Raw genomic sequence first — 13,835 nt, forward strand, 5'->3', positions numbered from 1 at the left:
TTGATCGAACTCACGCGGCCTCCCGATAAACGAAGCGGATATAAAGACGCGACAGCACGATCGTCAGAATGAGCAGGATGATCGCCTGCGCGGACGCCATGCCCTGATCGAAGAGACGGAAGCCCACGCGCTGGATATAGACGCTGATGAACTCCGTCGCGGCGCCGGGGCCGCCGCGCGTCATCGTGAAGACGGCATCGAACATCTTGAGCATGTCGGCGGAACGCAAGATGAGGATCGCGGTGAGGCCGGGCAACAGATAAGGCCGCTGCAAGTGCCAAAGGATCATGCTCCATTTGGGCGTTTCGAGGCGCGCGGCTTCCTCGGCTTCCTTCGGCACCATCGAAAGCCCTGCGAGCAGAATCAGCGCGCAGAACGGCGTCCACTGCCAGATATCCATGATCATCACGGACACGAACGCGAGCGTCGGGTCCGCGAGCCAGTCTTGCGGCGGCATGCCGAGCAAGCCCGTCAGATAGTTGGCCACGCCGAATTGCCGGTTGAAGATCAGGCGGCCGATGAGACCCACGACCGCATAAGTCGTCGCCATCGGAATGACGAGACTCACGCGCGCCGCCGCGCGCATCCACGGCAATTCCGTGCGATGAAGCAGCAGCGCGGCGAACAGGCCGAGCGCCACTTCGATCGGCAACGTGAGGCACAGGAACAGCGCGGTGCGTCCGAGCGCTTCCCAGAAGGTCGGATCGGTGAGCGTCGCGATGTAGTTGTCGACGCCGATGAACGGCGTGCCCGAGCCCAGATCGGCGAGCTTGTATTGATGAAACGAGTTATAGAGCGCGAGCAGCAGCGGATAGATGCCGATGATCGCGAGCGCGGCGATCGCCGGAATCAGGAACCAGAAGGCGGGCGAACGCGGCAGGATGCCGAAGTAGCGCGTGGGCTTGCGCGGTCCTCGCGCGTGCATTGCGGGTGATGCCATTCGATCGCCTCCTGTTTCCTTTATGACGGACGTGTTACTTCAGCAGAGGCTTCTTGCCGTCGTAATAGCCCGCTTTCTTCAGGATGTCCTCGGTCTTCTGACCGATGGTCTGCGCGCCCTCCTTCACCGTCACCTGGCCGAGCATCATCTTGCTGCCCCATTCGCCGATGACTTCCGACACCGCCGGCCATTCCGGGAAGCGCGGCCGATAATCCGGCACGCCGCCCTGCCACGATTCGACCATCGGCTTCACGAACGGATACTTGTCCTGCACGGCCTTGTCCTCGTACACCGCCGTGCGCGCCGGCACGCCGCCCGCTTCGAGATACGGCTTCGCCATCGCTTCGGATGTGATCCATTGAATGAAGAGCCACGATGCGGCCTGCTTCTTCGCGTTCGACTTCGCATTCACCGCGAGCGAGAAGCCGCCGAGCGCGGGCTTCAGACCGGCGGGGCCTTTCGGCTCGGTGGTGATCGCGAGACAGTTGCCAAGCTTCGATTTGCTCGGATCGGTGAGCGTCGGATAGAACGCGGACCATTCGGTGATCATCGCGACCTGGCCCTGCGCGAGCGCATTCACCGCTTCGGCGTGGTCGAAATCGACGATGCCCGGCGGCATGTACTTCATCAGCTTCTGCCGGTATTCGAGGCCTGCCTGCGATTGCGGCGACATCAGGTTCGACTTGAACTTCGCATCGAGCAGCGAGCCGCCGTTGGGCCATAGCACGCGCATGAAGCTATCCGCCGATTGCGTCTCGCCGCGTCGCGACTGCAACGCGAACGCGAACTTGTCGCCCTTTGTGAGCTTCGGCGCGTAGGTGTTGAGCAGTTCGTCCCAGGTCTTCGGCGGCTGGTCGAAGCCCGCGTCCTTCAACATGCACTTGTTGTAGAACATGAGGCCCGAGTAGTTATCGAACGGCAGGCCGTAGGTGACCTTGTCCCACGTGCCGAACGAATCGAGCAGGATCGGGAAAAAGCCCTTCAGATTGAGATTCGGGTCCGCGAGCTTGGGATCGTCGGTGAACTTCTTGATCGGCACGAGCCACTTGTTGCTCGCGAATTCGCCGATCCACACGACATCGACGAGCACGATGTCCTGGTCACCGCCGCCGACGAAGTTCAGCACTTCCTTCTCGCGCGTGTTCTCGTACGGAATCACTTCCCAGCGCACCTTGATGCCCGTCTCTTTCTCGAACTGCGGAATGAGTTGCTGCGCGGCCTTGTAGCCGGGACGATCGAGAAATACGGCCTTGATCGTGGTGCCCGAATACGGCTGCGCCGCTTCCTTCAGCGTCCAGGCCTGGGCGTTCGATGCGGCGAAGGCCGCGCTTGCCGCCAATAGCACGGCTGCCGCGACGTGTTTGATCGGGCCGAGTTGCCGGGCCGGGATGAAGCGCTTCTTCATGCCTGTCTCCTTGGTTTTTTTCGAGCGGGTGTGACTTGCGGATTCGTCCTGCGCCTTGCCTCGTTTCACTTGTAATTTCGGTTTTACAATTGTATATTTTGGCGCGAACAGGTTGTCAAGAACAAATTCGACGATGCATCCGATGCTGCGCAGCAGCACAAGGAGACAACGTAATGAGCGCAGTTCACTTGCAGCAGATCCGCAAAGCGTTTGCAGGCGTCGACGTGCTGAAGGGCGTCGACATCGAAGTGACCGATCGGGAGTTCATGGTGTTCGTCGGTCCTTCGGGATGCGGAAAATCCACTTTGCTGCGCACCATCGCCGGACTCGAGCGCAGCGATTCGGGGCAAGTGCTGATCGGCGGCGAAGACGTCACGGACCTCGAACCGTCGCAGCGCGGCGTCGCGATGGTGTTTCAGTCGTATGCGCTCTATCCGCACATGTCGGTGTACGAAAACATCGCGTTCGGGCTGCGCATGCTGAAGCTGCCGGAAGCGCAGATCAAGGAGCGCGTGCATCGCGCGGCGGAGATATTGCAGATCGGTCAGTTGCTCGAACGGCGTCCGCGCGCGCTCTCCGGCGGGCAACGTCAGCGCGTCGCAATAGGCCGTTCGATCGTGCGCGAGCCGAAGGTCTTTCTCTTCGACGAACCGCTCTCCAATCTCGATGCCGCATTGCGCGTGCAGATGCGTCTCGAGCTCATCAAGCTGCACAAGCAACTCAACGCGACGATGATCTACGTCACGCACGACCAGACCGAAGCGATGACGATGGCCGATCGCATCGTCGTGCTGAATCATGGGCGCGTCGAGCAGATCGGGTCGCCGCTCGAGTTGTATCGCACGCCGCACAATCGGTTCGTCGCGGGTTTCATCGGCTCGCCAAAGATGAACTTCATGGATGTGCGCGTGATGCGCGTCGATGCCGCGGGCGTCACCATCGAGCTGCCCGGCGGCGATTCGCTCACGCTGCCGTTCGCGGCGTCGTCGGTGAAAGCGGGCGAGATGCTCACGCTCGGCATCCGGCCCGAGCATTTCATCGAGGCGTGCGGCGGCGATATCGACAGCGGTCTCACCGGCGAAGTCATGGTGATCGAGCATCTCGGCGGCGAAACGCTATTGCATGTCCGTCTGCCGAACGAACTCGTGATTCAGGTGAAGGGGTCGGGCGAATCGACGGCGGTCGAAGGCCAGCGCCTCAACGCGGGCTTCAGCATTCGTCATGTGCATCTGTTTCGCGAGGACGGCAGCGCGCTCGAACGCATGCGGCCCGTTGCCGAAACCGCGACCGCGTGAATGACGTAACGCAGGTACTTGTTATCGCAAGCCGCATACGCGCGCACTAGTCGGGATTACAAAAGTTCCAGAAAGCATCGGCCAAAACTGCAAAACTGCAAAACGGTCGGCCGATGCGCGCTTCGGCTTGTGTGCGCCACGCCACATAATTCGCGACGCATCGCGGATCGGGCGGGCAACGCGACGGCTCCCGCAGCGGCAACCGTGACAGTTGCAACCGCGCGCAAACGTTTCCCGCTCCATAGCCCTTTCTTATGCGGATGCGCCTATTGGCGTCGCCTCTGGCATGAGTCGTGCGACCGCTTGCACGACCCACTGGGAGGGATGGTTAGAGCATGAAAAGAACGACACACGGCTCGCACATCACGAAGGCCGCGCCGAACTCGAATCATGCATTCAGGCATCGCGTGCTCGAAGGCCTCAGGGCCGGAGAATTCTGCATCGCCTATCAGGGAATCTACCGAGTCGGAAGCGGCGAGCTCGCGCAGATGGAAGCGCTCATTCGCTGGCGTCACCCGGAGCACGGCGTCATGTTGCCGGGCGCTTTCAGCGATGCGTTCAAGGACGCCGAAATCATGCGCGAATTTACATGGTTCGTGCTGGACGGGGTCGCGTCGGAAATGGCGGCGTGGCGCGCGCGCGGCGGCGCGCATTATTCGGTTGCGGTGAACGTGCCGCCATCCGTGGCGGCGCTATCCGGCTTCGCCGAGCGCATGGAAGCGATCTGCCGTTCGCATGGCGTCACACCGGATGGCATCGAGCTCGAATTGCTGGAAAGTGAGGACCTGGCGCGCATGCCGTCCATGCCGAAGGTCGTGCGGCGCCTCAGGAACAAGGGCGTGAGCGTGGCGATGGACGACTTCGGCACCGGCTATTCGTGTCTCGCCGCGCTCGGGCCGATCGACTTCGGCACCGTGAAGATCGCGAAGGAGCTGCTTTCCGCAGCGCCGCGCTGCCCGAACGCGTGCCTGATCTTCTCGTCGGTGCTCACGCTGCTGACGCGCCTGGACGTGGCGATCGTCGTCGAGGGCGTGGAGACGGCTGCGCAGGCGCAGTGGATCGCGCAGTGGCCGCATGTGCTCGCGCAGGGCTTCTTTCTCGCGCGGCCCGCGTTCGGCATCGACAATGTGCCCGGCGCGCATCTTGCAACTGCGGTAACGCAACGCAGGCCAGCGCGCCGCGAAGTACCGCACAGCATTCGGCTCGCCGATGCGGCATGAAGGATCGACAGGATTCTGGCAGCCCTCGTAAGCCGGAATTTCGCCGGCGCCTGTCGTGCGCCGGTGTTTTTTTGCGTAAGCCAGCGCCAACGCTCATACCTCGCCGCCGTCGCGCGCCTCAAATCCGCATCCGCGACAAATCCACCGACGGCGTCTTCAGCTTCAACTCCGCGATCGCCGCGCGCGTCGCCGTCTCGATCGGCAAGCCCCATCGAGAGAAGAATTCGGTGAGATCGAGATGCGCCGCGATGCACGCGCGCAGCACGAATGTCTGCACTTCGTTCCGATCGCCGCCCTCTGCCTCCGTCAGCGGATGCAGCCGATACAACTTGTGCAGCCGCGCATAGAACCCGTCGCCGAGCGCGCGGCGCAACTGCTCGTACATCACGAGCCTGATCCAGAGCGCTTCGGACGGCACGGGAAACGACGCATCATCGAGAAAATTACGTGACGGCTGCGCGAGATACAGCGTCGCGAGGTCGAGCCGGTTCTTCCTGCCGCGCGTATCGGCAACCTGCAGCAGCGGCGAGGTCATCGGCGTGCCCAGGCGCTGAAGCGCATGCAGCGAATAGATGTTGACCGTCGTCTCCGTGACGCCCGGCCAGGTCCAGTCCCATTGCTGATACATATGGCCGAGCTCGTGCCACACCCCCCAGTCGTCGGCCTTCGCGGGCTTGAGCAAGGTTTCGGCCGCGCTGTTCAACGGCAGGCCGATCATGTAGTACGTCGCGTACAGATACGCGTCCTGCAACTCCGCGTGCGTCGAAATGGCGTCCTGTACGAAATGGACGCGCAATGGCGACGGCGTGTCGAGCGCGCTCGATCCGTCCAGCCCGGCTACTTCGTCGTGATAGCCCATGATCCGCTCGACATACCCGAGCAGCATGGCCGGGTCCGCGGCGCCCGACTTGTCGTACATCGTGCGCGCGACGGTGAACATCGTCCGCCGGCCGACCATCTCGATGAGCGGCGCATCCGCGTAACGTTGCAGCATCGCGCGCCATTCGCCGGGCGTCGTCGTGCCTTCGATATAGAACGGCGCCGGCCGCCCGCCTTCGCGCACGGAAACATCGATCGACCTGCGCGGCCGCTCGTTGAATCCGCTATCGATATATTCGAAGTAGAGCAAGCCATCGCGCGACGCGATGAACTCGTTGCGCCCTTCCGTCGCGAGAATCATCTGCGGATCGCCCGCGGGCTGACGTTTGTAAAAGCCGTTCTTGTTGCCGACCATGATGACGAGACCATCGGGGCCGTCGTCGGCGAGACCGCTCACGTCGATCACCACGGACTCGCCCTTCGACACATAAAGCCCGGACGGATGATAGTCGGTCCAGCGAAAGCCGCGCAGCCGGTCGGCCTCGATCGCATCCGGTGCGAACGCGCTCAGGTGATAGCGCCTGTTCACGTTGTCGTAAGTCGAGCGCGCGGCCGCATCGAGCGGGCGGTACGCGTGATCGGCTCCGCCGTTCTGGACCTCGTACAGACGCCACTGCCCAGCCTGCGCGTTCACTTCGACGAACGCGCCATCGCGCAGCGCATGATGCTCGATGGCGAGACCGGTTTTCGTGCCGGTTGCGGCGATGGTCACCGCGTTCGCATCGGTTTCGATACTCCAGTTCTGCCGCGCTTCACCTGATTCCTCTTCGAGATCCACGCGCGCGCCGAGCGTCACGTATCGTCCGTGGAGCTTCGAAAAGAGGCGAAAGCCGCTGCCTTCTTTGACCACGGTCCAGATCTGGCTCGCGGCGAGCTCGGGCGTCCATCCGGATTGCACGAGCGCGATCGTGCCGTCGCCTTGCACTTGCGCGGTCAGGGCCTTGAACGATGCATTCGAGACGATATAGAACTCGCCTTCGCCGACTTTCGCGCCGGCGCCATAGGGCACCTGCATCGCACCGGGCGTCGATGCGAAGCGCGAGATGCGCACCGCATCGTGCGGATAGAACGACATGGGCGCGTAGTAGCGCGACGCGGCGTGCGCGCCGCACAACACGAACATCAACAGCCATGACAGCCAGCGCATGCTCGCCCTCCCGTTGCTCTTGTCGTCGTCAGCCGTTCGTGTCGAGCGCACGGCGTATGTGATGACAGTACGGCAACTCGCGCGGCGCGTCGAGTTTTGGGACAGCCAGCGCAGCAGGCTCCCGTCTCAGCAAGTCGACTGGGGGAAAGGGATTCCGGCGAAGGACGTGGGCGATGGATACGCTCAGGAACGCGCCGCGCGGTACGCAAATCGACGCGACCTCGTCATATCGACTGGTTCGAGGCGCGGACATCGGGTCCGCGCCGCACGTCAGGGCGCCGACGCGGGCGCCGGCTTCCCGGCCTTCTGCGCGTTGATCTTCGACTGCGCGTTCTGCAGATTTTGCGGATAGTCGGTCTGCTCGCCGGCCGGGTTGTAGCCGTTCTTTTCCAGTTCCTTCAACTCGGCGTTCTTCTTCGCGCGCGCCGCCTTGCGCTCGGCCTTCTTGATCTGCTTCGGCGTGGAGGCGGGTGTCGCTGCCGGGGCGGCCGTGTCCTGCGCCTGCGCGACGGGCGCGGCGACGAGCGCGGCGACTGACATGGCGACGATGGCCAACGGTGCGGTGCGTTTGTTCATGATCGATCTTCTCCGGATGGATGGCGACAGTTGACAAGGACGCTTGCGGGAATCGCGTGAGTAATCTGCGATCCACGCGCGGCACGTTAGCACGGCCCGCGCGATCCGTCAGCGAACGATTTCCCGCCCGCTTCAGCGATCGACGATGCGGCTCAGATTGCCGCGCACGCGTTGCAGCAGCGCGATCAACTGTTCGCTTTCCTGGCGGCTGAAACCGGCGAGCGCCTCCGACGTGATCTCGTCGCCGACGCGCCGCGCGCGGTCCAGCGCCTTTTCCGCCTTCGCGGTCATGCGGACCTGACGCTCTCGGCGGTCGTCGGGATTGAGGCGCCGCTCGATCCAGCCGCCCTCTTCCATGCGGTCGAGCAACCGTCCGGCGGAGATCGGCGCGACTTCGAGCAGGCCCGCGAGCCGCGCCTGATTGACCTCGCCGTAATGCGAGAGATACGCGAGCACGCGGCACTGCGCGCGCGTGAGATTGAGCGACGACTTCGCCAAGACGTCGAAACGATTGCCGCACAGGCGGTCCACGTCCGCGACCAGGAAGCCGAAGCGTTTGTCGAGTTGGGTTTCCATCGCGCGATTATAGGTAAGAGCTTTGGATGCGTGCACCGGCACGGACCCCGTACTTGACCGCATTGCGCCGCATCGAGCATCCCCTATAATAAGCGTGCTTATCATCACCCTACTTATAAAATCCGCTTGCGGGCGGCCGCCTCCATGTCCTCCGAAGTCCCCACGGAACGCGCCGCGGCGCCTCTGAACCGCGGCATGCTGACCGTTTCGATCATGCTCGCGACGCTGATCCAGACGCTCGACAGCACCATCGCGAACGTGGCGCTGCCGCATATGCAGGGCAGCCTGTCGGCGTCGCAGGACGAGATCACGTGGGTGCTCACGTCGTATATCGTCGCGGCGGCGATCGCGACGCCGCTCACCGGCTGGCTGTCGGACCGGCTGAGCGTGAAGAAGCTGCTGTGCCTGTCGATTGCGGGTTTTACGGTGGCGTCGGCGCTTTGCGGCTTGTCCGAGACGCTTGCGCAGATCGTCGGCTCGCGGCTTTTGCAGGGCATATTCGGGGCGTCGCTCGTGCCGCTGTCGCAATCGATCCTGCTCGACATCAATCCGCGCGAGAAACAGGGTCAGGCGATGGCCGTGTGGGGCATGGGCGTGATGGTCGGGCCGATTCTCGGTCCGACGCTCGGCGGCTGGCTCACCGACAGCTACAACTGGCGCTGGGTGTTTTTCATCAACGTGCCGATCGGGGCGTTCGCGCTCTTCGGCGTGTGGACCTTTTTGCCCACGCAGGCCGCGCGGCGCGCGGTGAAGTTCGATGCGTTCGGCTTCGCGACGCTCGGCCTTGCGATCGGCGCGTTTCAGGCGATGCTCGATCGCGGCGAGCAGCTCGACTGGTTCGGCTCGATGGAAATCCGCATCGAGGCGCTGCTCGCGGCGGTGAGCTTCGTCTTTTTTATCGCGCATACGGCGACGGCCGGCGCGCGCTCGTTCTTCAAGTACCAGTTGCTGAAGGACCGCAACTTCGCGACCGGCACGTGCTTCATCTTCGTGATCGGCGCGGTGATGTACGCGACGCGCGCGCTACTGCCGCCGATGCTGCAGAACCTGATGAACTATCCGGTCGCGACGACGGGCCTCGTCACGGCGCCGAGCGGCGCGGGAACGATGGTCGCGATGCTCGTCGCGGGGCGGTTGCTGAAGCACATCGACGCGCGTTTGCTGCTGCTGTCGGGCTTTCTGATCTCGGCGCTCGCGCTCTGGCAGATGATGCATTACACGATAGTGTTGTCGGAGTCGGACATCGTGTGGCCGGGCGTGATTCAGGGCTTCGGGCTGGGGCTCGTGTTCGTGCCTTTGTCGGCGCTGACGTTTTCGACGCTCACGCCCGAGCTGCGCGCCGACGGCACCGCCACGTATAGCCTGATGCGCAATATCGGCAGCAGTATCGGCATCTCGATCGTGCAGACGCTGATGACGCGCAACACGCAGGTCGCGCACGCGGACCTCGCCGCGCAGGTGACGCCGTTCAATCCGGCGATGCAATCGATGCTGTCCGGCGGTTCGATGCAGGACATGGCGATGCTGAATCAGACCATCACGCAGCAGGCGTCGATGATCGCGTATCTCAACGACTTCAAGCTGATGTTCGTGGCGACGTTGCTGGTGGTGCCGTTGTTGTTGCTGATCCGGCCGGCGAAGGCGGCTGGCGAGGAATCGGTGGCGCATGCGGCGATGGATTGAGAAGCGCACGCGGTACGCGTGCGCTGCGGCCTGCGCTACTCTGGCGCGGATGGATCTTTCGCCCGTCCGATGAATGCCGAGCCGCGCGACATGCGCGCGTGCAGCCCGTCCGCGATGAAGTTCGCCAGCTTCTTCTCGTCTTTCCACTTCGCCGCGCGGCGCGCGGGATCGAGATCTTCGCGGCGAATGATGGCCTTGAGGACGTCGGCGGGCTGTGTGCGCAGCCAGGCACGGAAATCATCGTCATCGCGCGCCGCGAGTTCAATGTGTACGTCCGGAAGGTCGATGTCCTTCGGCTTCGGTCTTGCACTGGCGCGTTCGTCGCGCGGCCGCATGAGCGCGTCAAGCTTCGCCGCGAAAGCAGGATTGCACGACCGCTCTTCTTCCAGCAGCGCCGCAAGACCTTGCAGCAGCGCGATCACTGGCTGATTGCTTCGCATAGTGTCCAGATTTCCTGTGTCAGTCCTTTCAGCGCGTCGTAGGCTTGCGGGCCGTATTTTCCGTTGAGCGTGCGCAGATCGTGAGTGTGGTCCGCGCCGCGTGCGACATCCACGGACTGCGGAATCGTGCTCTCGAAGAAATGCGGTTGCCGCACGCCCAATGCGTCAAATTTGCCCAGGCGGCCATGCGCGAGATCGTTCATGACGCGCTTGTGAAGGTTGTTGTGCTGCACCTTGGTCGCGACGATGCCGAGCGGTTCGATTGTCTGCCCGATATCGGCGGCGAAACGCCGGACGTTATCGACGATCTGGTAGATGCCCCATGTCGACACGATGTCGGGAATCGTCGGAATCACGTATCCCGTCGAAATGCGCAGGCCGTTGCGCGTGACCGTTCCGAGGCTGGGCGGGCAATCGATGATGACGTAATCGTATTGGCCGATGACGGGCTGCAACGCATTCTTCAGAATATCGAGCGGGTTGTGGGTGAAGTTTCCCTTCATCGCGATGCCGGGAATATGGTCCTGCAATTCGATCAACCGGATGCTGGAAGGCAGCAGATCGAGCCGTTCGATGCCGCCGTCGACCTTCGACACCCCACGCACGATGGCGCGCTCGATATCGAATTTTGGTGGAAGGTGCGGGTTGATCCTGTCGTCGAACAATTGCGCGATGGTGCGGCCATCGCGGTCCAGCGCATCCCACGTCGCTTCCGAAATCAGATTCACGGTCGCGTTGGTTTGCGGATCGAGGTCGATCAGCAGCACGCGCTTGCGCGCTTCGAGCGCGAGGATTTCCGCCACGGCGACAGCCGTCGTGGTCTTGCCAACACCGCCTTTGAGATTGATGAAACTCAAGACATGCGGGGAATCTTTCTTGACCATTTTGGCCTCTCTGTTTTATTTGCCTCTTCGGTCGCGCGGCGTGGTTTGCTCTTCGCCGCAGCGACGAGGATTCTACACATATAGAAGGATTACTAAATACTTATATGTTGTCATATTCGGTGCCTCGCTTTGATTTTTTGCCGGATCCAGCAAAAACCAAAGAGACCAAAAACCCCACCCCTGCACCGTCACCTCCCCCCGCTCAAGCATCACCCCAAACGCATCCGCCGATAAAGGCATCGCCAGCAAGAACCCCTGCATCTCATCACACATCATGTCCTGCAGCCTGTCGAGCTGCGACCCCGTCGCCGCACCTTCCGAAACGACATCCATATCGAGCGAATGTGCGAGCGCGATGCTCGCTCGCGTGCGCGAGTCCTTAGGCTCGCAACGATAAATATTCGCGATACCTCTCGCGCAAACGTCAAAGCTGCGGATCGAGCAGCGCGACGAAGCGGTCGACGAGCTTTTCGGCGAGGGGACGGCGGCGCCATTCATCGAGCGTGATGCGTTTCGCGTGGGCGACGTCATCGTAGAAGATCGCGGTTTGCCGGCGCGCGAAATCGCGGTCGTAGATATTCAGGTTGGCTTCGTCGTTGAGCTTGAACGAGCGGCTGTCGAAATTGGTCGAGCCGACCGACACCAGATATTCGTCGACGATGATGAGCTTGCAGTGGAACATCGTCGGCTGATACTCGTAGATCTCGACGCCCGCCGCGAGCAGATCGCCCCAGCACGCGCGCGACGCCTCGCGCACCGTATGCGTGTCGATGCGCTTGCCCGGCGTGATGATGCGCACTTCCACGCCGCGTCGCGCCGCCTCGACGATCGCGTTGATCGTCAGCTTGTCCGGCACGAAGTACGCGCTCGACAGATGAATGGAATGAGTCGCGGCGGTGATCGCCATGAGATACATCAACTGCATGTCGTCGCTGCCGCCCGAGGGCGAGCTGCTGAACATGTGCGCGAGACCGTCGCCCGCGGCTTCGATCTCCGGAAAATATTGCGCCCCGTGCAGCACGTTACCGGTCGACTTGACCCAGTTGTCCATGAAGACCGCCTGCATCTGGCCGACCGCCGGGCCTTCGACGCGAAAATGCGTGTCGCGCCAGTGCTTCTCGTCCTGGGCGTGCCCGGTCCATTCCTCGGCGATGCCCACGCCGCCCGTGAAGCCGATGCGCCCGTCGATCACGAGCAGTTTGCGGTGCGTGCGGTCGTTCATGCGCCCGAGGCCGGTCCAGTGCGGCTTGTGATACTGGATCACGTCCGCGCCCGCGTCGCGCAGCATGCGCAGGTAGCGCTTGTCCATCTTCGACGAGCCGACCCAGTCGAGCAGCACATGCACCGCCACGCCCGCGCGCGCCTTGTCCGACAATGCGCTGGCGATCTGCTCGCCGATCTCGCCCGACCAGTAGATGAAGGTCTCGAACGTAATCGACGCTCGCGCCGAGCGGATGCCTTCGAGCATCGACGGAAAAATCTCGTCGCCGTTCAGGAGCACCTCGAAGCGGTTTTCCCCGAGGACGGGCGGCCCGAGCAGCAAGCCCATCGAACGGAGGAACTGCGGATCGTCGCTGGCGTACAGGCGTTCGATCTTGTGCTCGATTTTCTTCTCGCCGCTCGTCAGGTTCGCGATCACGAGCACGACGACGAGCGTCACGACAACCGTCAGGGCAATCAAGGCAATCGTCGGCATGCGCGGCCTCGCGAAGCGAACATTCGTCCGGAACCCTAGTGTAAGCAGGTTCCGGACCGCGCATCGCGCGCGTGACCGGTCAGCTCTTCGCCGGCATCCATCCCTGATCCTGACCGAGCTTGGCGATCTGTTTGGCGATGCTGTCGCCGAGGCGCTTCTCGTCCGACGACACATCCGCGTGCTTTTTCTCCGACACCCCATGCAGCCCGCCCGACACCGCGAGCGAGGTCGCGACATGTCCGGCAACCGCGCCGACGCCCGCCATTTCCGCCACGCCGGGCATGTGGCCGCTGTCTGCGTTCGCGTCGAACTGTTCGAGCACTTGCGGCGCGCCGTGCGCCGGCTTGTAGACGAGCTGCACGGTCGCGCCGACCTTGCTTTCGCCCGCGCCGAGGCCAATCAGCACGCGGCGGCGGCGATTGCCGGCATCGATCGTATTGAAGTTGCCTTCGACGACGAGCACGTTCTGGTCTTGCGGCGGCGGCACGTCGGCGCGGATGGCGCGCAGGCCCATCGACTGAAGTTTCGCGACGATCTCGTTCGCGACTTCCTCGCGCGCCGCGATGGCGTCCTGCGTCTGCTTCTGGGCCTGCGAATCGCCCGAGAATGCCGAGCCGATCTTCGAGATCATGCCGTGATTGTCGAGCTTGACCTCGCTCGCGTCGCTGGCGAATGCGTAGACGTAAATGGTGTCGGGGCGCGTCGCCGGCGCGGCGGCGGTCTGCGCGTACTGGCCGCCGTACTGGTTGTACTGGCTCGCCGCTTGTGCCGGATTGCTGCCGAAACCCGCCAGCACCGCAGCGCCGACGACGAGTCCGGCCAGCGCCGCGCCGCGCGCCTTCTTGAGGATTGCGTTGAGCGACGAGAATTTGATCGAGTTCGACATGTTGCATCTCCGTACCGGCTGCGCCGGGAATGATGTGGATGGATGCGTGATGCGGCTCTCGGTTCTCGCTGCTGCTTCGTTTCTCGATCACGCAGGCCAGACTATGGACGATGACCGCCGGCGAGGCCATCGAGCATTTATGTCGCGGCGTTTCATCGAGCGCGCAGGCGTGTGGCGCGGCGCTCCGAGGCATATCGCGTCGGCTCTG

At 63.0% G+C, this 13,835-nt stretch carries 12 protein-coding genes and 1 pseudogene; 3 read left to right on the plus strand and 10 right to left on the minus strand.

The features are described from left to right. Positions 1-10: 10 nt before the first annotated feature. A complete protein-coding gene (locus AWB75_RS04850; RefSeq protein ID WP_235011971.1) occupies positions 11-940 on the minus strand; it encodes a carbohydrate ABC transporter permease in 930 nt (309 codons plus the stop codon). Between the two features lie 34 nt (positions 941-974). Next, positions 975-2,345 carry an ABC transporter substrate-binding protein gene (locus AWB75_RS04855; RefSeq protein ID WP_061123056.1) on the minus strand — a complete coding sequence of 457 codons (1,371 nt, stop codon included), beginning with the start codon at positions 2,343-2,345 and terminating at the stop codon, positions 975-977. 173 nt (positions 2,346-2,518) lie between these two features. Between AWB75_RS04855 and AWB75_RS04860 the strand changes: the two genes are divergently transcribed. Continuing rightward, on the plus strand, positions 2,519-3,640 hold the full coding sequence (locus AWB75_RS04860; protein WP_061122932.1) for an ABC transporter ATP-binding protein: 1,122 nt from the start codon (positions 2,519-2,521) through the stop codon (positions 3,638-3,640). A gap of 335 nt (positions 3,641-3,975) precedes the next feature. Then, a complete protein-coding gene (locus AWB75_RS04865) occupies positions 3,976-4,860 on the plus strand; it encodes an EAL domain-containing protein (protein ID WP_061122933.1) in 885 nt (294 codons plus the stop codon). A 118-nt stretch (positions 4,861-4,978) separates the two neighbouring features. On the opposite strand, the gene AWB75_RS04870 is transcribed toward AWB75_RS04865, so the two are convergent. From AWB75_RS04870 to AWB75_RS04880, 3 genes are all read right to left on the minus strand, one after another. Continuing rightward, positions 4,979-6,886: a M60 family metallopeptidase gene (locus tag AWB75_RS04870; protein WP_061122934.1), complete on the minus strand. Its 1,908-nt coding sequence runs from the start codon at positions 6,884-6,886 to the stop codon at positions 4,979-4,981. A gap of 270 nt (positions 6,887-7,156) precedes the next feature. Then, entirely contained in the window at positions 7,157-7,462 is a 306-nt protein-coding gene (locus AWB75_RS04875) for a DUF4148 domain-containing protein (RefSeq protein ID WP_061122935.1), read from the minus strand. A gap of 132 nt (positions 7,463-7,594) precedes the next feature. Continuing rightward, positions 7,595-8,038, minus strand: coding sequence for a MarR family winged helix-turn-helix transcriptional regulator (locus AWB75_RS04880; protein ID WP_061122936.1), 444 nt, complete (start codon positions 8,036-8,038; stop codon positions 7,595-7,597). Positions 8,039-8,182: 144 nt separating this feature from the next. On the opposite strand from AWB75_RS04880, the gene AWB75_RS04885 reads away from it, so the two are divergent. Continuing rightward, positions 8,183-9,721 carry a DHA2 family efflux MFS transporter permease subunit gene (locus AWB75_RS04885; protein ID WP_061122937.1) on the plus strand — a complete coding sequence of 513 codons (1,539 nt, stop codon included), beginning with the start codon at positions 8,183-8,185 and terminating at the stop codon, positions 9,719-9,721. Between the two features lie 35 nt (positions 9,722-9,756). Here AWB75_RS04885 and AWB75_RS04890 read toward each other — a convergent pair whose 3' ends face one another. The 5 genes and pseudogenes from AWB75_RS04890 to AWB75_RS04910 all read right to left on the minus strand — a co-directional run bounded on the left by AWB75_RS04890 (position 9,757) and on the right by AWB75_RS04910 (position 13,627). After that, positions 9,757-10,161, minus strand: coding sequence for a hypothetical protein (locus tag AWB75_RS04890; RefSeq protein WP_087086471.1), 405 nt, complete (start codon positions 10,159-10,161; stop codon positions 9,757-9,759). After that, complete coding sequence (locus AWB75_RS04895; RefSeq protein ID WP_087086472.1) at positions 10,140-11,045, minus strand: ParA family protein; 906 nt, start codon at positions 11,043-11,045, stop codon at positions 10,140-10,142. Before AWB75_RS04895 ends, AWB75_RS04890 begins: the two co-directional genes overlap by 22 nt. A gap of 201 nt (positions 11,046-11,246) precedes the next feature. Further along, a pseudogene (locus AWB75_RS39130) lies at positions 11,247-11,576 on the minus strand (EAL domain-containing protein); the annotation flags it as partial. Beyond that, positions 11,470-12,741 carry a cardiolipin synthase gene (gene cls, locus AWB75_RS04905; RefSeq protein WP_061122941.1) on the minus strand — a complete coding sequence of 424 codons (1,272 nt, stop codon included), beginning with the start codon at positions 12,739-12,741 and terminating at the stop codon, positions 11,470-11,472. The pseudogene AWB75_RS39130 and the gene cls, both read right to left, overlap by 107 nt. 79 nt (positions 12,742-12,820) lie before the next feature. Further along, complete coding sequence (locus tag AWB75_RS04910) at positions 12,821-13,627, minus strand: DUF4410 domain-containing protein (protein ID WP_061122942.1); 807 nt, start codon at positions 13,625-13,627, stop codon at positions 12,821-12,823. Between the last annotated feature and the right edge of the window lie 208 nt (positions 13,628-13,835).

This window comes from Caballeronia catudaia (assembly GCF_001544755.2).
GTDB lineage: Bacteria > Pseudomonadota > Gammaproteobacteria > Burkholderiales > Burkholderiaceae > Caballeronia > Caballeronia catudaia.